The organism is Candidatus Pelagibacter giovannonii (assembly GCF_012276695.1).
GTDB lineage: Bacteria > Pseudomonadota > Alphaproteobacteria > Pelagibacterales > Pelagibacteraceae > Pelagibacter > Pelagibacter giovannonii.
The window spans coordinates 64,620-84,929 of sequence record NZ_CP038852.1; the positions used below are offsets into that span (position 1 = coordinate 64,620).

At 31.8% G+C, this 20,310-nt stretch carries 25 protein-coding genes; all 25 read left to right on the forward strand.

All coding sequences use genetic code 11. From position 1 onward, the window contains the following. Positions 1–2 precede the first annotated feature (2 nt). The 25 genes from secE to rplE all read left to right on the forward strand — a co-directional run bounded on the left by secE (position 3) and on the right by rplE (position 20,310). The gene (gene secE, locus E5R92_RS00390; protein ID WP_006996799.1) at positions 3–194 is read left to right on the forward strand and encodes a preprotein translocase subunit SecE; all 192 of its coding nucleotides are present in this window, start codon (positions 3–5) and stop codon (positions 192–194) included. Beyond that, positions 194–724, forward strand: a complete 531-nt coding sequence (gene nusG, locus E5R92_RS00395) for a transcription termination/antitermination protein NusG (RefSeq protein ID WP_168606157.1) — start codon at positions 194–196, stop codon at positions 722–724. The genes secE and nusG overlap by 1 nt, the downstream gene beginning before the upstream one ends. Next, complete coding sequence (gene rplK / locus E5R92_RS00400; RefSeq protein WP_168606158.1) at positions 724–1,149, forward strand: 50S ribosomal protein L11; 426 nt, start codon at positions 724–726, stop codon at positions 1,147–1,149. The genes nusG and rplK overlap by 1 nt, the downstream gene beginning before the upstream one ends. Then, the gene (gene rplA, locus E5R92_RS00405; RefSeq protein WP_168606159.1) at positions 1,149–1,838 is read left to right on the forward strand and encodes a 50S ribosomal protein L1; all 690 of its coding nucleotides are present in this window, start codon (positions 1,149–1,151) and stop codon (positions 1,836–1,838) included. Before rplK ends, rplA begins: the two co-directional genes overlap by 1 nt. 5 nt (positions 1,839–1,843) lie before the next feature. Next, a complete protein-coding gene (rplJ, locus tag E5R92_RS00410; RefSeq protein ID WP_168607456.1) occupies positions 1,844–2,344 on the forward strand; it encodes a 50S ribosomal protein L10 in 501 nt (166 codons plus the stop codon). A gap of 26 nt (positions 2,345–2,370) precedes the next feature. Beyond that, positions 2,371–2,736, forward strand: a complete 366-nt coding sequence (gene rplL / locus E5R92_RS00415) for a 50S ribosomal protein L7/L12 (protein WP_168606160.1) — start codon at positions 2,371–2,373, stop codon at positions 2,734–2,736. 55 nt (positions 2,737–2,791) lie between these two features. After that, the gene (gene rpoB / locus E5R92_RS00420) at positions 2,792–6,883 is read left to right on the forward strand and encodes a DNA-directed RNA polymerase subunit beta (protein ID WP_168606161.1); all 4,092 of its coding nucleotides are present in this window, start codon (positions 2,792–2,794) and stop codon (positions 6,881–6,883) included. A 2-nt stretch (positions 6,884–6,885) separates the two neighbouring features. Continuing rightward, positions 6,886–11,055, forward strand: a complete 4,170-nt coding sequence (gene rpoC, locus E5R92_RS00425; RefSeq protein ID WP_168606162.1) for a DNA-directed RNA polymerase subunit beta' — start codon at positions 6,886–6,888, stop codon at positions 11,053–11,055. A gap of 171 nt (positions 11,056–11,226) precedes the next feature. Then, the gene (gene rpsL, locus E5R92_RS00430; RefSeq protein WP_006996807.1) at positions 11,227–11,598 is read left to right on the forward strand and encodes a 30S ribosomal protein S12; all 372 of its coding nucleotides are present in this window, start codon (positions 11,227–11,229) and stop codon (positions 11,596–11,598) included. Between the two features lie 2 nt (positions 11,599–11,600). Then, positions 11,601–12,071, forward strand: coding sequence for a 30S ribosomal protein S7 (gene rpsG, locus E5R92_RS00435; protein WP_006996808.1), 471 nt, complete (start codon positions 11,601–11,603; stop codon positions 12,069–12,071). Between the two features lie 6 nt (positions 12,072–12,077). Next, positions 12,078–14,156, forward strand: coding sequence for an elongation factor G (gene fusA / locus E5R92_RS00440; protein ID WP_168606163.1), 2,079 nt, complete (start codon positions 12,078–12,080; stop codon positions 14,154–14,156). 5 nt (positions 14,157–14,161) lie between these two features. Beyond that, entirely contained in the window at positions 14,162–14,470 is a 309-nt protein-coding gene (rpsJ, locus tag E5R92_RS00445) for a 30S ribosomal protein S10 (protein ID WP_006996810.1), read from the forward strand. Positions 14,471–14,472: 2 nt separating this feature from the next. Next, the gene (rplC, locus tag E5R92_RS00450) at positions 14,473–15,183 is read left to right on the forward strand and encodes a 50S ribosomal protein L3 (RefSeq protein ID WP_168606164.1); all 711 of its coding nucleotides are present in this window, start codon (positions 14,473–14,475) and stop codon (positions 15,181–15,183) included. Further along, positions 15,183–15,806, forward strand: a complete 624-nt coding sequence (gene rplD, locus E5R92_RS00455) for a 50S ribosomal protein L4 (RefSeq protein WP_168606165.1) — start codon at positions 15,183–15,185, stop codon at positions 15,804–15,806. Before rplC ends, rplD begins: the two co-directional genes overlap by 1 nt. Position 15,807: 1 nt before the next feature. Beyond that, positions 15,808–16,101 carry a 50S ribosomal protein L23 gene (gene rplW, locus E5R92_RS00460; RefSeq protein ID WP_168606166.1) on the forward strand — a complete coding sequence of 98 codons (294 nt, stop codon included), beginning with the start codon at positions 15,808–15,810 and terminating at the stop codon, positions 16,099–16,101. Between the two features lie 2 nt (positions 16,102–16,103). Beyond that, a complete protein-coding gene (gene rplB, locus E5R92_RS00465; protein WP_168606167.1) occupies positions 16,104–16,949 on the forward strand; it encodes a 50S ribosomal protein L2 in 846 nt (281 codons plus the stop codon). Then, positions 16,949–17,242, forward strand: a complete 294-nt coding sequence (gene rpsS / locus E5R92_RS00470) for a 30S ribosomal protein S19 (protein ID WP_006996815.1) — start codon at positions 16,949–16,951, stop codon at positions 17,240–17,242. The genes rplB and rpsS overlap by 1 nt, the downstream gene beginning before the upstream one ends. 2 nt (positions 17,243–17,244) lie before the next feature. Continuing rightward, a complete protein-coding gene (gene rplV / locus E5R92_RS00475) occupies positions 17,245–17,643 on the forward strand; it encodes a 50S ribosomal protein L22 (protein WP_006996816.1) in 399 nt (132 codons plus the stop codon). Next, positions 17,627–18,307, forward strand: a complete 681-nt coding sequence (gene rpsC / locus E5R92_RS00480; protein WP_168606168.1) for a 30S ribosomal protein S3 — start codon at positions 17,627–17,629, stop codon at positions 18,305–18,307. Before rplV ends, rpsC begins: the two co-directional genes overlap by 17 nt. Positions 18,308–18,309: 2 nt before the next feature. After that, positions 18,310–18,720: a 50S ribosomal protein L16 gene (rplP, locus tag E5R92_RS00485; protein WP_168606169.1), complete on the forward strand. Its 411-nt coding sequence runs from the start codon at positions 18,310–18,312 to the stop codon at positions 18,718–18,720. A gap of 1 nt (position 18,721) precedes the next feature. Then, positions 18,722–18,913, forward strand: a complete 192-nt coding sequence (gene rpmC / locus E5R92_RS00490) for a 50S ribosomal protein L29 (protein ID WP_168606170.1) — start codon at positions 18,722–18,724, stop codon at positions 18,911–18,913. Continuing rightward, a complete protein-coding gene (gene rpsQ, locus E5R92_RS00495; RefSeq protein ID WP_006996820.1) occupies positions 18,906–19,142 on the forward strand; it encodes a 30S ribosomal protein S17 in 237 nt (78 codons plus the stop codon). The genes rpmC and rpsQ overlap by 8 nt, the downstream gene beginning before the upstream one ends. Next, complete coding sequence (gene rplN, locus E5R92_RS00500) at positions 19,139–19,507, forward strand: 50S ribosomal protein L14 (protein ID WP_168606171.1); 369 nt, start codon at positions 19,139–19,141, stop codon at positions 19,505–19,507. Before rpsQ ends, rplN begins: the two co-directional genes overlap by 4 nt. Continuing rightward, a complete protein-coding gene (gene rplX, locus E5R92_RS00505) occupies positions 19,508–19,756 on the forward strand; it encodes a 50S ribosomal protein L24 (RefSeq protein WP_168606172.1) in 249 nt (82 codons plus the stop codon). Continuing rightward, on the forward strand, positions 19,756–20,310 hold the full coding sequence (rplE, locus tag E5R92_RS00510; RefSeq protein WP_168606173.1) for a 50S ribosomal protein L5: 555 nt from the start codon (positions 19,756–19,758) through the stop codon (positions 20,308–20,310). The genes rplX and rplE overlap by 1 nt, the downstream gene beginning before the upstream one ends.

Below are 20,310 nucleotides of genomic sequence, written 5' to 3' on the forward strand. Positions count from 1 at the left end.
TTATGAAGAATCCGATAAAATTTATCCAAGAAGTTAAACAAGAAGCCTTCAAAGTTTCTTGGCCCACTGGAAAAGAAACAATGCAAGGCGCATTGATGGTATTTGCTATGGCAGTTATCATGTCTCTTTTCTTTTTACTTCTTGATCAAGTGCTTAAATTTTTATTGGAAGCTTTACTAAAGGTAAGTATTTAATGAAAAATTGGTATATTGTTCAATCTCACTCAAATTTTGAAAATAAGGTTGCTGGATTAATTAAGGAAGAAGCTGAAAAAGCAAAAATTTCTGATAAAATTGAAGAAATTGTCGTTCCAACACACGATGTAACAGAAGTAAAAAGAGGAAAGAGAATTCAGAGAAAAAAGAAATACTTTCCAGGTTATGTTTTGATTAAAAGTGAAATGGATAATGATCTTTATCATTTAATTAAAAACTTAAAGCGTGTGAGTGGATTTTTAGGTTCAAAGGGCATCCCTGTTCCTGTTTCTGATAAAGAAATAGAAAAGATTTTAGGTCAAATAAAAGATGGTGTAGCTCAGCCAAAATCTGGTATAGAATACAACATTGGTGAAAAAGTTCAGGTCGTTGACGGTCCTTTTGCATCATTCAGCGGTATGGTTGAAGATATAGATGAAGAGAAATCAAGACTTAAGGTTTCTGTTTCAATATTTGGAAGACCAACACCAGTTGATTTAGAATATAACCAAGTAGAGAAAGCAAGTTAATGGCAAAAGAAATTAGTGGATATATAAAATTACAAATTATGGGTGGACAAGCTAATCCAGCCCCGCCAGTTGGTCCTGCTTTAGGTCAACGCGGTATTAATATAATGGAATTTTGTAAAGCTTTTAACGATAAAACAAAAGCATTTGCTGGAAAACCAATTCCAGTGGTTATCACAGTTTATAAAGACAAAAAATTTGATTTTGAAATTAAATCACCACCTGCGTCACACTTTATAAAAGAGGCGGCTAAACTTAAAAGTGGATCAAAAGAGCCAGGCAGAAGTATAGCTGGGTCAATTACAAAAAAACAAGCAGAAGAAATTGCAGCACAAAAGATGAAAGATCTTAACGCTCACGATCTTGAGCAAGCAGTAAAAATTATTGCAGGATCTGCAAGATCAATGGGGATAGAGGTTAAAGACTAATGCCATCAAAAAGATTTAAACAATTACCAAAAAAAACAAAAGACTTAACTGCTGATGTAATTGAAAATTTGTTAATATCTGTTAAAAAAAATTGTACAACAAAATTTGATGAATCAATTGATATAAGCTTTCAAGTAAACAACAAACAAAAAAAAGGTGAAGTAAACATTAGAACTGTAGTTAACTTACCTGGTGGAACTGGTAAAAAAGTTATAGTAGCAGTTGTTTGCGAAGATACTAAAGCACAAGAAGCTAAAGATGCTGGTGCTGATATAGTTGGTAGTGATGAATTTATAGATAAAATTAAAGCAGGTGAACTTAATTTTGAAAAATTAATTTGTACACCAGGAATGATGGTTAAATTATCTAAGCTTGGAAAAGTTTTAGGTCCAAAAGGATTAATGCCTAACCCAAAATTAGGTTCTGTTTCTGAAGATGTTAAACTAGCTGTAACAAATGCTAAATCTGGACAAGCAGAAATTAGAAATGATAAAGACGGAAATATTGGTGTAAGTATTGGTAAGAAATCTTTTCATGACGACCAACTTCTTAAGAATTTCCATGCTATTTTAGACACTTTAGAAAAAGAAAAAGGAAACCTAACTTTAAAAGGTGAATTAATTAAAAATACTTTTATAACGTCAAGTATGGGCGTTTCGTACAAAGTTAAATTAGGAAAATCTATTTAGTTATGATGAATAAGGAACAAAAAACGAAATATATTAGTGAAATGGAAGCTCAGTTTCAAAATAATGAAGCTGTAATGGTAACTCACTACCAAGGTCTTACTATGTCACAACTTGATGAGTTAAGAGCTGAAATGAGAGAGCATGGTATTAAATTTACTATAACTAAAAATAGAATTACTAAAATTGCACTAGAAAAAACTAAGTGCAAGGAACTTTCAAATCTATTTACAGGAGCTACTGCAGTAGCTTTTTCTAATGACGCAATAATATCAGCGAGAATTTTATCTAAATTTGCAAAAACAAACGAAAGTTTGAAGCTTTTAGGTGGAATTATGGGCAATGAAGTACTGGACCAAGCTGCAGTTCAAAATGTAGCAAATTTACCAACACTTGATGAGGCAAGAGCTAACATTGTAGGAATTTTAGCCACACCAGCGTCAAAATTAGTAAGTATTTTACTTGCACGATCCAAAAAAATGAGTAGTTTGAGCCCAGAAAATTCTTAAAAATAACCTAAAGAGTAAAAAAAAATATGCCTGATCTAAATAAAATTATTGAAGACTTATCAAGTTTAAATGTTGTTGAGGCTGCTGAGCTTTCAAAACAGCTTGAAGAAAAGTGGGGCGTTACAGCTATGGCTGCAGCGGCACCAGCGGCGGCGGCAGGTGGTGCAGCTGAAGAAGCTAAAGATGATTTCACAGTAATGTTAATTTCGGCAGGTGAAAAGAAAATTAATGTTATTAAAGAAGTTAGAGCAGCAACATCTTTGGGCCTTAAAGAAGCAAAAGATTTAGTTGAAGGTGCACCAAAAGAAGTTAAATCTGGTGTAAACAAAAAAGATGCTGAAGAGCTTAAGGCTAAGTTAGAAGCAGCAGGCGCAAAAGTAGAACTTAAATAAATTAATTAGAAAGATTTTATAACTGGTTAATTTATTAACCAGTGACTAGTAATAAATGCAATTATCTTTTACTCAGAAGAAAAATGTAAGAAAGAGCTTTGGAAAGCTTGCAGAAACTTTATCAATTCCAAATTTAATTGAAGTTCAAAAAAACTCATACAAACAACTTACAGATTTTGATAGTGAAGCAGGAGATTTATCAAAAGGATTTGATAGAGTTTTCAAAAGTATTTTTCCAATAGAAGATCTAAATGATAAAGCTACATTAGAATATGTTTCTTATAGACTTGAAAAACCAAAATTTGATACAGAAGAATGTATCCAAAGAGGATTATCTTTTACATCAGCATTAAAATGTACTTTAAGATTAGTTGTTTACGAAATTGATCAAGAAAATAACACTAAAGATATTTTATCTGCAAAAGAGCAAGAAGTTTATATGGGTGAAGTACCTATGATGACAGACAGTGGAACTTTTATAACAAATGGTGTTCAAAGAGTTGTTGTAAACCAAATGCATAGAAGTCCTGGAGTTTTCTTTGATCATGATAAAGGTAAATCACACGCAAGTGGTAAATTATTATTTAATTGTAGAGTTATTCCTAATAGAGGATCTTGGTTAGATTTAGAGTACGATGTTAAGGATTTTTTATATTTCAAGATTGATAGAAAGAAAAAAATATTTGCTTCAACTCTTTTAATGGCTTTAGGATTAACTAAATCTGAAATAGCTGATGAGTTTTATGATAAAGACACTTACTCATTTGATACAAAAACAGGCAAATGGAAAACAAAATTTAACCCTGAAAATTACAAAGCCAAAAATTTTTCTGAAGAAGTTACTGATGCCAAAACTGGAAATATTGTAATTAAGCTTGGTGATAAAATTAATTTTTTAACTGCTAAAAAGCTGGCTACAGATGGACTTAAAGATATTCTAGTATCTCAAGAATCCTTAATCGGAAAACATTTGCATAATGAAGTAAAAGTTAGTGAAGATGAAGAAGAGGGCATTTTCGGAATTGGTACTGAACTAAATGACACTATTATTAAGCAAATTTTAGAAGCTAACATCAGCTCAATTCAAATTTCTATTACAAATTCTATTAATAAGGGACCTTATTTATTAACAACAATTTTAAATGACAAAAATAATTCTAAAAATGAAGCAATTACAGAAATTTATAAGGTTTTAAGACCAGGTGAGCCACCAACTGTTGAGATTGCTACACAAATATTTAATAACTTGTTCTTTAGTTCAGATAGATATGACCTTTCTGATGTTGGTAGAGTCAAGATGAATTCAAGATTGAGTCTTGAGTGTTCTGATAAAATTACAATTTTAAGAAATGATGACATAATTGCCATCGTTCATAAAATGTTAGAATTAAGAGATGGTAAAGATGAAGTCGATGATATTGATCACCTAGGTAACAGAAGAGTAAGATCTGTTGGTGAGCTTGTTGAAAATCAAGCACGTATTGGTGTTTACAGAATGGAAAGAGCTATTAAAGAAAAAATGACAACTCTTGATATTGAATCTGCAATGCCACAAGATCTAATTAATGCAAAACCATTAACAGTTTCTCTTAAAGATTTTTTTGTAAGCTCACAACTTTCACAATTTATGGATCAAACAAATCCATTATCTGAAATTACACACAAAAGAAGAGTTTCAGCTCTAGGACCAGGAGGCCTAACAAGAGAAAGAGCTGGTTTTGAAGTACGTGATGTTCATCCAACTCACTATGGAAGGATTTGTCCAATTGAAACTCCAGAGGGACCAAATATTGGTCTGATTAACAGTTTATCAACTTATGCCAAAATTAATAAATATGGTTTTATTGAAAGCCCATATAAAAAAGTTCAAGATGGTGTGGTTCAAGATAAAGTTGAATATCTTTCAGCAATGGAAGAAACAAAATATACAATCGCCCAAGCAAATGCAAAAATAGATAAAAATGGAAAAATTTTAGAAGAGCTTGTTCCTTGTAGAGAGAATTTAAACTTCGTTTTATCAAATCCTAGTAAAATTGATTATATTGATGTTTCACCTAAACAGTTGGTTTCTGTTGCAGCTTCTTTGATTCCTTTCTTGGAAAATGATGATGCGAACAGAGCACTAATGGGATCTAACATGATGAGACAAGCGGTTCCTTTGCTAAAACCGGAGTCTCCGTTGGTTGGTACAGGTATTGAAAGTGATGTAGCTCTCGACTCGGGAGTAACTATTGTTGCTAATCGTGATGGCACAGTTGATAAAATTGATGGAAAAAGAATTGTAATTAAAGCAACTGAAGAAACGGATTTCACAAAGTCAGGTGTAGACATTTATAATCTACAAAAATTTAAAAGATCAAACCAAAATACATGCATTAACCAAAAACCACTTGTTAGAGTAGGTGATAAAGTTAAATCAGGAGATATTATTGCTGATGGACCATCTACTAAACTAGGTGAGTTAGCACTTGGAAAAAATGTGACTGTAGCATTTATGCCTTGGCAAGGTTATAATTTTGAAGACTCTATTTTAATTTCAGAAAGATGTGTTACAGATGATGTATTTACATCAGTTCACATTGTTGAATATGAAGTTATGGCTAGAGATACGAAGTTAGGTGAAGAAGAAATCACTAGAGATATTCCAAATGTAAATGAAGAGGCCTTAAAAAACCTAGATGAGTCTGGGATTGTTTACATTGGTGCTGAAGTAAAAGCAGGAGATATATTAGTTGGTAAAGTTACACCAAAAGGTGATTCAGCGTCTGGACCTGAAGAAAAATTATTAAGATCAATTTTTGGTGAAAAAGCAATTGATGTAACTGATACATCATTAAAAATGTCTAGAGGTAGCAGTGGAACAATTGTTGATGTAAGAGTGTTTAACAGACATGGTATAGAAAAAGATGAAAGATCTATAACAATTGAAAGAGCAGAAATTGAAACTGTTCAACAAGACAAAATTGTAGAGGAAGAAATTTTAGAGAGAAGCATAAAGCAAAGAGCTAATCAGATTTTATCTGGAGCTTCTCTAACTAAAAAAATAAAAGATTTAGATGAAGGTACCAAACTTGATCTTGAGACAATTAATAAGATTAACATTAATGATGTATTCAAAATAACTGTAGGTAATGTTAATGATGAAGCAAGTATTGCCCAATTAAAAGATCAATACAATCAAGCAAAACAAGATATTCAAGAAAGATTTGAAGATAAAGTTTTAAAAATTAGAAGTGGCGATGATCTGTTACCAAGTGTTATGAAAATGGTAAAAGTTTTTGTTGCGATCAAAAGAAGATTAAGACCTGGTGATAAAATGTCAGGAAGACATGGAAACAAGGGTGTAGTTAGTAAAATTGTACCTGTTGAAGATATGCCTTATAGAGAAGACGGAAGACCTGTTGATATTGTACTGAACCCACTTGGGGTTCCAAGTCGTATGAACGTAGGTCAAATCTTGGAAACTCACCTTGGTTGGGCATGTAAAGAATTTGGTGAAGAAGTTAAAAAACTAGTTAATGAAAATAATAAAAAGTTTGAAAAAACTGAAAAAATTTCATCATTCCTAAAGTCTGTTTATGGTAATGAAGTATTTGATGGTGGGATTGACAAGTTAAACAAAACTGAATTTAGAGATTTGTGTGAAAATTTACAGAATGGTATAGCGATTTCAACTCCTGTTTTTGATGGTGCAAAAGAAAAAGATGTTTCAGAAATGCTTGAATTAGCCAAGCTGCCAACTTCTGGTCAAACTAATTTATGGGATGGTAGAACAGGTGAAATGTTTGATAGACCTGTAACAGTTGGTATTATCTATATGCTTAAACTGCATCACTTGGTTGAAGATAAAATTCATGCAAGATCTACTGGACCTTATAGTCTTGTTACTCAACAGCCTCTAGGTGGTAAAGCACAACTTGGTGGACAGAGATTCGGTGAAATGGAAGTGTGGGCTCTTGAAGCTTATGGAGCGTCGTACACACTACAAGAAATTTTAACAGTTAAGTCAGACGATGTAGCTGGAAGAGTTAAAGTTTACGAAACAATTGTTAAAGGTGAAGAAAATTTTGAATCTGGAATTCCAGAGTCATTCAATGTTCTAGTTAAAGAGATTAAATCATTAGCACTAAACATAGAGTTAAACTAAATATGAAAAAAGAATTAACAGATTTATTTAAAAATAGTGAAGTTTCTGAAGCACAAAATTTTAATAGCATTAAAATTACTTTAGCTAGTCCTGAAAAAATTAAATCTTGGACATATGGTGAAATTAAAAAACCTGAAACTATTAATTACAGAACTTTTAGACCAGAAAAAGATGGTTTGTTTTGTGCTAGAATTTTTGGTCCAATAAAAGATTACGAATGTTTGTGTGGTAAGTACAAACGCATGAAGTTTAGAGGAATTATTTGTGAAAAATGTGGTGTTGAAGTAACAAAATCAAATGTAAGAAGAGAAAGAATGGGTCACATTAACCTAGCTACTCCTGTTGCTCATATTTGGTTCTTAAAATCATTACCTAGTAGAATTTCATTAGCCGTAGACATGAAGTTAAAAGAAGTTGAAAGAGTTCTTTACTTTGAAAACTTTATAGTTATCGAGCCAGGTTTAACAGGCCTTCAAAAAAACCAATTACTTAACGAGGAAGAATTGGCAAAATATCAAGATGAGTTTGGTGAAGAATCGTTTGAAGCTGGAATAGGTGCTGAAGCAATTTTATCAATTCTTAAGTCAATGGATCTTGAGCAAGAAAGAAAAATTTTAATTAATACAATCAAAGAAACAAAATCTAAAGTTAATGAGGAAAGATCAATTAAAAGACTTAAATTGATAGAATCATTTATTGAAACAGGTCAAAAGCCTGAATGGATGATTTTAACTGTAGTACCAGTTATTCCACCTGAATTAAGACCTTTAGTTCCATTAGATGGTGGAAGATTTGCAACATCTGATCTTAATGACCTTTATAGAAGAGTTATAAACAGAAATAATCGTCTTAAGAGATTAATGGATCTAAAAGCTCCTGATATTATTGTCAGAAATGAAAAAAGAATGCTTCAAGAGTCAGTTGATGCTTTATTCGATAATGGTCGTAGAGGAAGAGTAATTACCGGAACTGGCAAACGTCCACTTAAATCTTTAGCTGAGATGCTTAAGGGTAAGCAAGGTAGATTTAGACAAAACTTACTTGGAAAAAGGGTAGATTATTCAGGAAGATCTGTAATTGTTGTTGGTCCTGACCTTAAGCTTCATGAATGTGGCTTGCCTAAGAAAATGGCATTAGAATTATTCAAACCATTCTTGTACGCTAGATTAAATAAACTAGGATTAGCCTCTACAATCAAACAAGCAAAAAAATTAGTAGAAAAAGAAACAAATGCTGTTTGGGATGCATTAGAACTTATTGTAAGAGAACATCCAGTTTTATTAAACCGTGCACCAACACTTCACAGACTAGGAGTTCAAGCTTTTGAACCTAAGCTGATTGAAGGAGATGCAATTGAACTACACCCATTATGTTGTGCAGCCTTTAATGCTGACTTTGATGGTGACCAAATGGCAGTTCATGTACCTTTAAGTTTAGAAGCTCAACTAGAGGCTAGAATTTTAATGTTATCAACAAATAACATCTTAAGTCCATCAAATGGAAAACCTATCATAGTTCCCAGTCAAGATATGATTTTAGGTTTGTACTATTTATCTCAAGCACCTTTTCAAACTGATAAGCCAGATGGTTATTTTATAAATAATAATGAAATTGAACATGCCTTATCAACAGGTCAAATCAAAGTTCACTCTACTATTGTTTCTAGATTTGAAACCCTTGATGAGAAAGGTAATAAAAAAGTTGAAAAACACACAACAACAGCGGGAAGATTTTTATTGGCTAATTTATTGCCAAAAAATAAAGATATTACTTTTTCAATGATTGATAGACTACTTCCTAAAAAAACAGTTTCAGAAATTATTGATAGTGTTTTCAGATTTTGTGGTCAGAAAACTACAGTTATATTTTGTGATCATTTAAAAGACTTAGGTTTCAAACATGCATTTAAAGCAGGTATTTCTTTTGGTAAAGACGATTTGGTTATTCCTGTAAACAAAGGACAATTGATTGATGATACTAAAAAATTAATTGCTGATTATGAAAATCAATATTCAGAGGGTTTAATTACTAGAGGTGAAAAATACAACAAAGTTGTTGATGCTTGGTCAAAATGTACAGATAAAGTAGCTGGTGAAATGATGAGAGGTATTTCTGCTACGGAAAGTACTCCTGATGGTATGAAGATTAACTCAGTATTTATGATGGCAGATAGTGGAGCTAGAGGTTCAGCTGCGCAAATGAAGCAGTTGGCTGGTATGAGAGGTCTTATTGCCAAACCATCTGGTGAAATTATCGAAACTCCAATTATTTCTAACTTCAAAGAAGGCCTGACTGCCTTAGAATATTTCAACTCAACGCACGGAGCCAGAAAAGGTTTAGCTGATACAGCCCTAAAGACTGCAAGTTCAGGTTATTTAACTAGAAGACTTTGTGATGTAGCTCAAGACCTTACAATTTCTAAAATTAAGTGTGATAATCCAGGATTTATCGAGTTAGCAGAAATTTTAGAAGGTGGAAACGTTGTGGTTAGCTTATCAGAAAGAGCACTTGGTAGAGTTACAGCTTTTGATGTTAAAAATCCTATTACTGGAGAAGTGGTTATTAAAAAAGAAACTATGATTGATGAATCTGGTTGCGATAAAATTGATGCAGCCGGTGTTAAATTTATCAAAGCTTATTCAGTTATGACTTGCAGCTCTAAACTTGGTGTTTGTGCTACCTGCTATGGAAGAGATCTGTCTAGAGGAAAAATGGTTCACGTTGGTGAAGCAATTGGTATGATTTCAGCACAATCAATTGGTGAGCCTGGTACACAGTTAACAATGAGAACTTTCCACGTTGGTGGTACCGCTTCTGTTAAACAAGAATCTCAGATTGTAACAAAAACAGCTGGAACTTTAAGAATTATAAACTCTAACTTATTAGAAGACTCAAAGAAAAATTTAATTGTTATGGGAAGAAATACTCAACTATCAATTGAAGATGATAACGGCGTTCAAGTTGCAATCTACAAAGTTGCTTATGGATCAAAATTATTTTTACAAAATGGTGATAAAGTAAAAACAAATGAAAAAATTTGTGAGTGGGATCCTTATACAACTCCAGTTATTGCAGAGAAAAGTGGTATAGCTGGTTATGTAGATTTAATTGATGGTGTTTCTATTCAAGAAACTACTGATGATGCTACTGGAATTTCTTCGAAGTCTGTTGTTGATTGGAGAGCACAATCTAAGAATACAGATTTAAAACCAAGAATTACTCTAAGAGATGAAAAAGGAAATGTTATTAAAAAAGCAGATGATAATGAAGCAAGATACTATTTAGTTCCTGATTCAATTCTTTCTGTCAAAGATGGTCAAAAAATATTTGCTGGTGATATAATTGCAAGACTTCCAAAAGAAACGACCAAAACAAAAGATATTACTGGAGGGCTACCACGTGTAGCTGAATTATTCGAAGCTAGAAAAGCAAAAGACAGTGCAATTATTGCTGAGAATGACGGACAAGTATTATTTGGTAAAGAAGTAAGAGGTAAACAAAGAATTTCAATTCAACCAGAGAACGGTGAGCCTTCAAATTATTTAATACCCAAAGGCAAGCATATAAATTTTAACCAAGGTGAGAAAATTAAAAAAGGTGAGTATCTATTAGATGGCCAACCACTACCTCATGATATTTTAAGAATTTTAGGTATTAAAGATTTAACAGAATACTTTGTTAATCAGGTTCAAGAGGTTTACAGATTGCAAGGTGTGGTCATTAATGACAAACACATTGAAACAATATTAAGACAAATGCTTAAAAAAGTTGAAATTAAAGAGTCAGGAGATTCGTCTTACCTACCAGGTGAAATGATTGATAGAATTAAGTTTGATAATGCAAATGAAAAACTAGTTGCTGAAGGAAAAAATCCTGCACTAGGTGAAAGAGTTTTAATGGGTATTACTAAAGCTTCACTTCAAACAGAGTCATTTATATCTGCTGCTTCATTCCAGGAAACTACAAGAGTTTTAACTGATGCTGCGATTAAAGGTAAAGTTGATCCTTTAAATGGCTTAAAAGAGAACGTTATTGTTGGTAGATTAGTTCCAGCTGGAACTGGTCACATCAAGAATAAATGGAATAAAAATGCGATTGAAGCTGATAATAAATTCCTAGCAGAGCAAGAAAAAATTGAGCCTACAGAAGCCACAGAAACTCCAGCTAATTAATAAAAAAAACACGTTAAACTTGTAGTTTTAGTTTGACAATCAGAGATTTAATAGTATTTTGACGCTGTTTTTGGTTGGAATGTAGTACCTACTTTACGGAACTAAACGCTGCCACAAAATAACCTGTCAGTTATTTTCACTCAAAAATATATTAATTAATTTAAAAAATTTATGCCAACTATTAACCAGTTGTTAAGAAAAAAAAGAATTAAACCTGTTGCTAGGAATAAAGTTCCTGCACTTCAGAAACAGCCTTTGAAGAGAGGTGTTTGTGTAAAAGTTTATACAACAACTCCTAAAAAACCCAACTCTGCATTAAGAAAAGTTGCTAGAGTTAGATTGTCAAATGGTTTTGAGGTTACAGCTTATATTGGTGGTGAAGGTCATAACTTACAAGAACACTCAGTTGTTTTAATTAGGGGTGGTCGTGTAAAAGATTTACCTGGTGTTCGTTATCATATTCTTAGAGGAAACCTAGACACACAAGGCGTTGCAAATAGAAAGAAACGTAGATCTTTGTATGGAACTAAAAAAGGTAAATAACTATGTCTAGAAAGAAAACACAACCTAAAAAAGTTGTTACACCAGACCCCATATTTAATTCTACAATAATCCCTAAATTAATTAATTCAATAATGTACGATGGTAAAAAAGTAGTTGCTGAAAAAATTGTTTATGAAGCTATAGAAAAAATTAAGTCAAAAACAAAAGAAGAGCCCATTAATGTTTTTAATGAAGCAATAAATAATATCAAACCCACTGTGGAAGTAAGATCACGTAGAGTAGGTGGTGCGACATATCAAGTTCCAGTTGAAGTAAAAACTAAACGTGCACAAGCACTAGCAATCAGATGGTTAGTTGATGCTTCTAGAAAAAGAAAAGACAAACACATGTCTGATAAAATTTTTAACGAACTGTATGATGCTTATGAAAAAAAAGGTTCTGCAGTTAAAAAAAGAGAAGATGTACATAAAATGGCAGAGTCAAATAAAGCTTTTGCTCATTTTAGGTGGTAATAAATTATGGCTAGAACACATACATTAAACAAATATAGAAACATTGGTATCATGGCCCATATTGATGCTGGTAAAACCACTACTACTGAAAGAATTTTATACTACACAGGAAAAAGTCATAAAATTGGTGAAGTACATGACGGTGCTGCAACAATGGATTGGATGGAACAAGAACAAGAAAGAGGTATTACAATTACTTCAGCAGCAACAACTTGTTTTTGGAATGACCATAGAATTAATATTATCGATACTCCTGGACACGTTGATTTTACAATTGAAGTAGAGAGATCCTTAAAAGTTCTTGATGGTGCTGTTTGTGTTTTTGACGGTGTTGCAGGTGTAGAACCACAATCAGAAACAGTATGGAGACAGGCTGATAAATATAAAGTTCCAAGAATTTGTTTTGTAAACAAGTTAGATAGAACTGGGGCCGATTTTTATAGATGTGTTGAAATGATTAAGGATAGATTGGGCTGTAAACCCCTACCAATTCAAATTCCTATTGGCATTGAAGCAGATTTATCTGGTGTTGTTGACTTAGTCAAAATGAAAGCTCAAGTTTGGAAAAATGAAGCTCTAGGTGCAGAATGGGAATACAAAGAAATTCCTGAAGATTTAAAAGAAATTTCACAAAAATACAGAACTGAATTAGTTGAAATGGCTGTAGAGCAAGATGAAAAATTAATGGAAGCTTACCTAAATGGTGAAGAAATAAATGAAGATGATTTAGTAAAATGCATAAGAAAAGGAACTTTAAATTTTAGTTTTGTTCCAATAACTACCGGTTCAGCTTTTAAAAACAAAGGTGTTCAACCTTTACTTGACGCTGTAATTAACTACTTACCAAGTCCGATCGATATTGGATCTATTAATGGAACTAAACCTGGTAGTGAAGATATTGTTGAAATGAAATTTGAAGATAGTACAGGATTTTCTGCATTAGCATTTAAAGTTGCTAACGACCCATTTGTTGGTTCACTGACTTTTATTAGAATTTACTCAGGAACAATTAGAACTGGAACTGCCGTTTATAATACGTCAAAAGATAAAGAAGAAAGAGTTGGAAGAATGCTTTTAATGCATGCAAACTCAAGAGAAGATATTAAAGAAGCAAACACTGGTGACATCGTTGCTTTAGCTGGTTTAAAATATACAATAACAGGGCACACACTTTGTGATGAAGCTAATCCTGTTTTATTGGAGCCAATGGAGTTCCCAGAACCTGTAATCGAAATTGCTGTTGAACCTAAAACAAAAGCTGACCAAGAAAAAATGGGCGAAGCATTAGGAAGATTAGCTAAAGAAGATCCATCATTCAGAGTAACTTCTGATGAAGAATCTGGTCAAACTATTATTAAGGGAATGGGTGAGCTACACCTTGATATTATTGTTGATAGAATGAAAAGAGAATTTAATGTAGAGGCAAATGTTGGTGCTCCTCAAGTTGCTTATAGAGAAACATTGCAAAATCCAACAGAGTTTGAATATACCCACAAAAAACAAAGTGGTGGTGCTGGTCAGTTTGCAAAAGTTAAATTATTAGTTGAACCTCAGGAACCTGGTGCAGGTAGGTCTGTTGAAAGCAAGATTAAAGGTGGAGCAATTCCTAAAGAATTTATTCCTGGTGTTGAAAAAGGAATTGAAACAATTTCAGATGGTGGAATTTTAGCAGGATTTCCAATGATTGATTACAAAGTTACAATTTTAGATGGATTACACCATGATGTTGACTCCAGTGTTCTTGCATTTGAATTAGCAGGTAGAGCTTGTTTTAAAGAAGCTTGTACTAGAGGAACTTTAAAATTATTAGAACCAGTTATGAGAGTTGAAGTTGTAACTCCGGAGGATTATATGGGTGATGTTATCGGTGACCTAAATAGTAGAAGGGGTCAAATCAGCACTCAAGAACAAAGAGGAAATGCAACAGTAATTACTGCAATGGTTCCTTTAGCTAATATGTTTGGATATATAAATAGCTTAAGATCGATGTCTCAAGGTAGAGCGCAATATTCAATGTTTTTTGATCATTATTCTAAAGTCCCACAAAATGTACAGGATGAAGTAACTAAAAAGATTGCAGGTTAATTATTATGGAAAAACAAAATATTAGAATTAAATTAAGAGCTTACGACAATAAGATTTTAGACGCTTCTACAGAAGAAATAGTTAATACAGTTAAAAGAACTGGTGCTACTATCAAGGGACCAATCCCTTTACCAACTAGAATTGAAAGATATACAGTTCTTAAAGGTCCTCATATTGATAAAAAAAGTAGAGAACAATTTGAAACTAGAACACATAAAAGACTGATTGATATTATTGAGCCTACACCTCAAACTGTAGAGGCTCTAATGAAACTAGATTTAGCATCAGGTGTTGATGTGGAGATTAAAATTTAATTATGAGTGAAATTGCATTAGTTGGAAAAAAGATTGGTATGACTAGAGAGTTTTATAAAACTGGTCGTTTAGTTCCTGTAACAGTTATCAAAATGGAGAAGGCTAGAGTAATTCAAGTCATTGATGAAGAAAAACGTGGATACAAAGCTGTGCAACTAGGGTTTGGTAAAATTAAAGCATCTAAACTTACAAAAGCTATGAAAGGTTTTTATGCAAAGAAAAATACAGAAGCTAAGAAAAAATTAAAAGAATTTAGAGTTAATGATACAGAGCTTTATAAAGAAGGTAACGAATTTGGTCTTGAAATTTTTAATGAAGTTAAGTTTGTTGATACAACTTCAAAAACTATTGGTAAAGGTTTTGCTGGTGCTATGAAGAGACATAATTTTGGTGGATTAAGAGCTACCCATGGTGTTTCGGTATCACACAGATCTCACGGATCTACTGGTCAAAGACAAGACCCTGGTAAAGTTTTTAAAGGTAAAAAAATGGCTGGTCATATGGGTGACAGAGTTAGAACTATGCAAAATTTAGAAATTATTAAGACAGATATTGAAAATGAATTGTTATATTTAAAAGGATCTATCCCAGGTTCAAAAAATACTGAAATTCTAGTTAAAAAATCAGTAAAAGTAATAAACAAAATGACTATTAATGAAAAAATTGCTGCTGCAGAGGAAGCTAAAAAAACACCAGATAAAAAGAAAAAATAATGAAAATTGATAAATTAAACTTAGACGGTAAAAAGGATTCAATTGAAGTTTTAGATAAGATTTTCTCAGCTAAAATTAATAAAAGATTGGTTGATAACGTATTATTTAAAACTAATGCTAATTACAAAGGCAGACACGCAAAAACGAAACAACAAAATGAAATTACTGGATCTACATCAAAAATTTATGCTCAAAAAGGGACTGGTGGAGCAAGACATGCAAGTAGAAAAGCACCTATTTTTGTTGGTGGTGGTGTTGCACATGGACCTAAAGGTGAATTAGCCTATAAAAAAAGAAAACTAAATAAAAGTGAAAAAAAACTAAGTATAGCATCACTAATTACTGAGAAGAATAAACTTAATAATTTGATAATTTTTAGTGATTTTGGCAATGAAATTAAAAAAACTAAAGAAATGAATTTAATTATTAAAAAATTTGAAATTACTAATTCATTAATTATTTTAGATAAATCATCTAAAGAAAAAATTGAAAAGTCAGCTAGAAATATTCCAAATGTTAAAGTAACAGATATCAATCATTTCAGTGCATTTGATATTATAAAGTTTAAAAAAGTAGTTTTTACAGAAAGTTCAATTAAGGAACTAGAAAAGAGATATTCTTAATATGGATAAAATACATTTATACGATAAAATTCTATCACCAATGGTTACTGAAAAAACTACTAACTTATCAGAACAAAATAAAATTGTTTTTAAGGTACCAAGAGCTGCTAATAAAACTAACTTGAAGAAAAATATTGAAAAGATTTTTAAAGTTAACGTTACAAAAATAAATATTATAAATAAACAAAATCGAACAAAAGTAGCTCGAGGCAAAAAAGTTAATGTTCAAGGTTATAAAAAAGCAATAGTAACACTTAAAAAAGGTCAAAGTATTGATCTAACATCAGGAATTTAAAAATGGCATTAAAAACTTTCAAACCGTATACAAAGTCAACAAGAGGAACAATCTTAGTTGATAGAACTGGTCTTTGGAAAGGCAAACCATTTAAAGCATTAGTTGAGCCAAAAAATACGATGCGTGGAAGAAATAACAATGGACACATAACCTCTCGCAACATGTCAGGTGGTGGACACAAGAAAATGTATAGATTAGTTGATTTTTACAGGAAGAAAATTGACATGCCAGGTACTGTTGAAAGAATTGAATATGATCCAAATCGATCTTGCTACATTATGTTAGTTAAGTTTGATGATGGGCAGCATTTTTACTATTTAGCACCTCAAAAAATTAAAGTAGGTGATAAAATTGAAAATGGACCAGAAAAAGAAATTAAAGTTGGAAACTGTATGCCACTTAGAGATATTCCCGTCGGTATAAACATCCATAATGTAGAGCTAAAACCTGGAGCTGGTGGAAAGATTGCTAGATCGGCAGGTACATCAGTCACAATTAGTGGATTAGATGGAAATTACTCATTAATTAAAATGACCTCTGGAGAAGTTAGAAAAATTGATTCAAGATGTATGGCAACAATTGGTGTGCTTTCAAATCCAGATCAAAAAAATATTAAGATTGGTAAAGCTGGAAGATCAAGATGGCTTGGTAGAAGACCTCATACTAGGGGAGTTGTAATGAATCCTGTTGATCACCCGCATGGTGGTGGTGAAGGTAAAACTGCAGGTGGAAGACATCCAGTATCTCCTACAGGTCAATCAGCAAAAGGATTAAAAACTAGAGATAATAAGAGTACAGATAAATTTATAGTGAGAAGAAGAAATAACAGGAAGGATTCTAAAAAATAATGGCTAGATCAGTGTGGAAAGGACCTTTTGTTGAAGAAAGCTTAATTAAAAAAGTTGAAAAACAAAAACTAGATCCAAAAAAAATGCCTATTAAAACTTGGTCAAGGAAATCAACAATTATTCCTGAATTTATTGGGGTTAGTTTTTTGATCTATAATGGAAAAAAATTTATTCCAGTTACTATATCTGAAGATATGGTGGGTCATAAATTAGGTGAATTTTCACCAACCAGAACGTTTTTTGGACATACTCCAGCTGAAAAAAAAGGCAAACCAGCTGAGAAGAAAAAATAATTATGAATAAAAAAAAGAAAATTAACAGAACTAAAGTAGATACAGTAAGATCTGTAAATAATAACATTAGATCTAGTGTTAGAAAACTTAATCCAATACTTAAAGCAATTGTTGGAAAAAAAGTTGATGTTGCTATTAGAGAACTGCAATTTTCAGCAAAAAGAATTACTAGAGAAATACGAAAAACAGTTTCATCAGCCGTTGCTAATGCTGAAAATAACAATCAATACGATATAGATAAGCTAATTGTTAAAGAAGCATACTGTGGAAAAAAAGTTGTTATGAAAAGATTTAGACCCAGAGCAAAAGGTAGAGCAGCACCAATTTTAAAACCTTATTCAACTATTACAATTATATTATCAGAAGCAAAACAAATGGAGAGTCATGGGTCAAAAAGTTAATCCTGTTGGTTTCAGACTAGGTGTAAACAGAGGTTGGGATTCTGTCTGGTATGCAAAAAAGAAAGATTTTGGAAATTATCTTATCGAAGATTTTAAGATAAGAGCATATATCAAGAAAAATGTTGTAAATTCTGGTGTATCTAAAGTTATGATAGAGAGAACTTCTAATAAGTGTTTTGTTACAATTTACACTTCAAGACCTGGATTTGTTATTGGAAAAAAAGGGAGTGATATTGATAAAATTAAGAATAACTTATCTAAATTTACTAACAATGAAGTAACTCTTAATATTAAAGAAGTTAAAAAACCTGAAACAAACGCCTACTTAGTTGCTGAAAATATAGCACAACAATTAGTCAAAAGAATATCGTACAGAAGAGCCATGAAGAGAGCCATGCAATCATGTTTAAGACTTGGTGCAAAAGGTATTAAAGTTTCTATAAGTGGTAGACTAGGTGGTAATGAAATAGCTAGAACTGAATGGTTAAGAGAAGGAAGTATACCATCACATACCCTAAGAGCAGATATTGATTATGCAGAAGCTGAAGCGTTAACAACATTTGGTATTATTGGAATAAAAATATGGATTTATAAAGGTGAAGTATTTGCTAGAGAATTTAGCCAAGAAACTAACAAAATAGTTCCAAAAGAGGTTAAAGAATAATTATGTTACAGCCAGTCAGAACAAAATACAGAAAAGCTCATAAAGGAAGAATCCATGGGACAGCTACACGTGCTAGCAAGATTAACTATGGATCTTTTGCATTAAAAGCTATGGCGCCAGAGAGAATTATAGGAAAACAAATTGAAGCTGCTAGAGTTGCTTTAACAAGACATATGAAGAGACAGGGACGTGTTTGGACTAGAATTTTTCCTAATATACCAGTTTCAAAAAAACCTGTTGAAGTAAGAATGGGTAAAGGTAAAGGAGCTCCAGAGTATTGGGCTTGCAGAGTTAAACCAGGTAGAATCTTATTTGAAATTGATGGTGTTTCAGAATCAATAGCAAAAGAAGCCCTTTATAAAGCCTCAGCTAAGCTACCTATAAAAACAAAATTTATTAAGAGATTTGCATAATATGAAAAAACAAGAAATTAAAAAACTATCTAAAGACGAAGTTATTAAAAATATTGATAAATTAAAAAAAGATTTATTTAACTTTAGATTTCAAAAAATTAACTCACAGATTACAGATCCATCTAAAATTGGACAAACTAAAAAAACTATAGCTAGATTAAAAACTACACTAAAAGGAAAATTAAATGCCTAAAAAAATATTAACAGGAGTAGTAACGAGTGATAAACCTAATAAAACTATAACTGTATCTGTTGAAAGAAAATACTCACACCCAGTATTAAAAAAAGTAGTTAAAGTTAGAAAAAAGTATAACGCACACGATGAAAATAATAAATTTAAAACTGGAGATACAGTGTCAATCATTGAATGTAAGCCTTTTTCTAAAAATAAAAAATTTCAAGTAATGGATGGATCTAAATGATACAAGTACAAACTGAATTATTAGTAGCAGATAACACTGGTGCAAAAAGAATTGAATGTATTAAAGTTTTAGGTGGCTCTAAGCGTAGATATGCAAGTATTGGTGATACTATCGTTATTGCTGTAAAAGAGGCATTACCTAAAGGAAAAGTTAAAAAAGGTACTGTTCATAAAGCAGTTGTAGTTAGGGTAAAAAAAGGAATTCATAGAGAAGATGGATCTAAAGTTAGATTTGACAATAATGCAGCTGTTTTAGTTGACGATAAAGGTGAACCAGTAGGTACTAGGATATTTGGTCCAGTAACAAGAGAATTAAGAAGTAGAGGTCAAATGAAAATAATTTCATTGGCTCCAGAGGTTTTATAAATGATTAAAAAAGGATTAAAAGTAAGAGTTTTAACTGGTAGAGATAAAAAAAAAGAGGGTGAGGTTATTGAAATTGACAGACCTAATAATAGAGCAAAAGTTCAAGGAATTAATATTGTGAAAAAACATGTTAAAACTACTAAAGAAAAGAAAGGTGGAATAATCTCTAAAGAGAGTTTCATTCATATTTCAAACCTTAAACTTATTGACGAAAAAGCTAAAACAAAAAAAACTGAGGCTAAGAAATAATGATACCTAGATTAAAAGAACTTTATTACAAAGAAATACAACCACAACTTAAAGAAACCCTTGGATATAAAAATACCTATATGGGGCCAAAAGTTGAAAAAGTTGTTATTAACATGGGTCTTGGTCTTGATGGAGCTGATGCAAAGATCATGAAATCTACTGAAGAAGATTTAGGAAAAATTACAGGTCAAAAACCAACTGTTACTAAATTTAAAAAATCAGTAGCTAACTTTAAAACAAGAAAAGGTACAAATGCTGGATTAAAAGTTACTTTAAGAGGCAACAAAATGTATGAGTTTATAGATAGACTTGTAAACATTGCCTTACCAAGAATTAAAGACTTTAGAGGTTTATCTCCAAAAGGTTTTGATAAGTTTGGTAATTACACGTTTGGAATTAAAGAGCATATAATTTTTCCAGAAGTTAACTTTGATAGAATTGATAAAATTAGAGGTCTTGATGTTGTTGTTGTAATCTCTGCTTTAAATAAAGATCATAGTTTTGCACTTTTAGAAAAACTAAATTTTCCATTTATTAAAAAAGGAGATAATTAA

What these genes read in the sequence shown, in the direction of transcription:
- rpsJ (WP_006996810.1), top strand. Translation starts at nt 14,162, where the DNA reads ATGGAAAAACAAAATATTAGAATTAAATTAAGAGCTTACGACAATAAG.
- rplJ (WP_168607456.1), top strand. Translation starts at nt 1,844, where the DNA reads ATGAATAAGGAACAAAAAACGAAATATATTAGTGAAATGGAAGCTCAG.
- rpsG (WP_006996808.1), top strand. Translation starts at nt 11,601, where the DNA reads ATGTCTAGAAAGAAAACACAACCTAAAAAAGTTGTTACACCAGACCCC.
- fusA (WP_168606163.1), top strand. Translation starts at nt 12,078, where the DNA reads ATGGCTAGAACACATACATTAAACAAATATAGAAACATTGGTATCATG.
- rplX (WP_168606172.1), top strand. Translation starts at nt 19,508, where the DNA reads ATGATTAAAAAAGGATTAAAAGTAAGAGTTTTAACTGGTAGAGATAAA.
- secE (WP_006996799.1), top strand. Translation starts at nt 3, where the DNA reads ATGAAGAATCCGATAAAATTTATCCAAGAAGTTAAACAAGAAGCCTTC.
- rplW (WP_168606166.1), top strand. Translation starts at nt 15,808, where the DNA reads ATGGATAAAATACATTTATACGATAAAATTCTATCACCAATGGTTACT.
- rplN (WP_168606171.1), top strand. Translation starts at nt 19,139, where the DNA reads ATGATACAAGTACAAACTGAATTATTAGTAGCAGATAACACTGGTGCA.
- rplV (WP_006996816.1), top strand. Translation starts at nt 17,245, where the DNA reads ATGAATAAAAAAAAGAAAATTAACAGAACTAAAGTAGATACAGTAAGA.
- rplC (WP_168606164.1), top strand. Translation starts at nt 14,473, where the DNA reads ATGAGTGAAATTGCATTAGTTGGAAAAAAGATTGGTATGACTAGAGAG.
- rpsQ (WP_006996820.1), top strand. Translation starts at nt 18,906, where the DNA reads ATGCCTAAAAAAATATTAACAGGAGTAGTAACGAGTGATAAACCTAAT.
- rplB (WP_168606167.1), top strand. Translation starts at nt 16,104, where the DNA reads ATGGCATTAAAAACTTTCAAACCGTATACAAAGTCAACAAGAGGAACA.
- nusG (WP_168606157.1), top strand. Translation starts at nt 194, where the DNA reads ATGAAAAATTGGTATATTGTTCAATCTCACTCAAATTTTGAAAATAAG.
- rpmC (WP_168606170.1), top strand. Translation starts at nt 18,722, where the DNA reads ATGAAAAAACAAGAAATTAAAAAACTATCTAAAGACGAAGTTATTAAA.
- rpsS (WP_006996815.1), top strand. Translation starts at nt 16,949, where the DNA reads ATGGCTAGATCAGTGTGGAAAGGACCTTTTGTTGAAGAAAGCTTAATT.
- rpoC (WP_168606162.1), top strand. Translation starts at nt 6,886, where the DNA reads ATGAAAAAAGAATTAACAGATTTATTTAAAAATAGTGAAGTTTCTGAA.
- rplA (WP_168606159.1), top strand. Translation starts at nt 1,149, where the DNA reads ATGCCATCAAAAAGATTTAAACAATTACCAAAAAAAACAAAAGACTTA.
- rpoB (WP_168606161.1), top strand. Translation starts at nt 2,792, where the DNA reads ATGCAATTATCTTTTACTCAGAAGAAAAATGTAAGAAAGAGCTTTGGA.
- rplE (WP_168606173.1), top strand. Translation starts at nt 19,756, where the DNA reads ATGATACCTAGATTAAAAGAACTTTATTACAAAGAAATACAACCACAA.
- rpsL (WP_006996807.1), top strand. Translation starts at nt 11,227, where the DNA reads ATGCCAACTATTAACCAGTTGTTAAGAAAAAAAAGAATTAAACCTGTT.
- rplL (WP_168606160.1), top strand. Translation starts at nt 2,371, where the DNA reads ATGCCTGATCTAAATAAAATTATTGAAGACTTATCAAGTTTAAATGTT.
- rplP (WP_168606169.1), top strand. Translation starts at nt 18,310, where the DNA reads ATGTTACAGCCAGTCAGAACAAAATACAGAAAAGCTCATAAAGGAAGA.
- rplD (WP_168606165.1), top strand. Translation starts at nt 15,183, where the DNA reads ATGAAAATTGATAAATTAAACTTAGACGGTAAAAAGGATTCAATTGAA.
- rpsC (WP_168606168.1), top strand. Translation starts at nt 17,627, where the DNA reads ATGGGTCAAAAAGTTAATCCTGTTGGTTTCAGACTAGGTGTAAACAGA.
- rplK (WP_168606158.1), top strand. Translation starts at nt 724, where the DNA reads ATGGCAAAAGAAATTAGTGGATATATAAAATTACAAATTATGGGTGGA.